General features: G+C 36.6%; 1 protein-coding gene. It reads left to right on the top strand.

The window, feature by feature from the left end:
* The coding region (locus IDG65_RS14995; RefSeq protein WP_481906128.1) for an NEAT domain-containing protein at positions 1 to 243 on the top strand (243 nt) is incomplete at both ends.

Genomic DNA, 243 nt, shown 5'->3' with positions numbered 1-243 from the left:
ATGGAAGAAATTTGAAGTTTATGAAGGTGACAAAAAGTTACCAGTCGAATTAGTATCATATGATTCTGATAAAGATTATGCATATATTCGTTTCCCAGTATCTAATGGTACGAGAGAAGTTAAAATTTATGCCAAGCTTGAACAATGGAATCCTGGAGGCAGTGTTAAAGACAGACTCGGGAAATATTTAGTAGAGAAGGCAATTCAAGAAGGGCGTGTGCGTGCAGGTCAAACTATTGTTGA

The organism is Staphylococcus sp. EG-SA-17, from assembly GCF_017151845.1.
GTDB lineage: Bacteria > Bacillota > Bacilli > Staphylococcales > Staphylococcaceae > Staphylococcus > Staphylococcus aureus.
The sequence above is the reverse complement of the archived record's forward strand: the minus strand, read 5'-3'. Positions and strand labels throughout refer to the sequence as shown.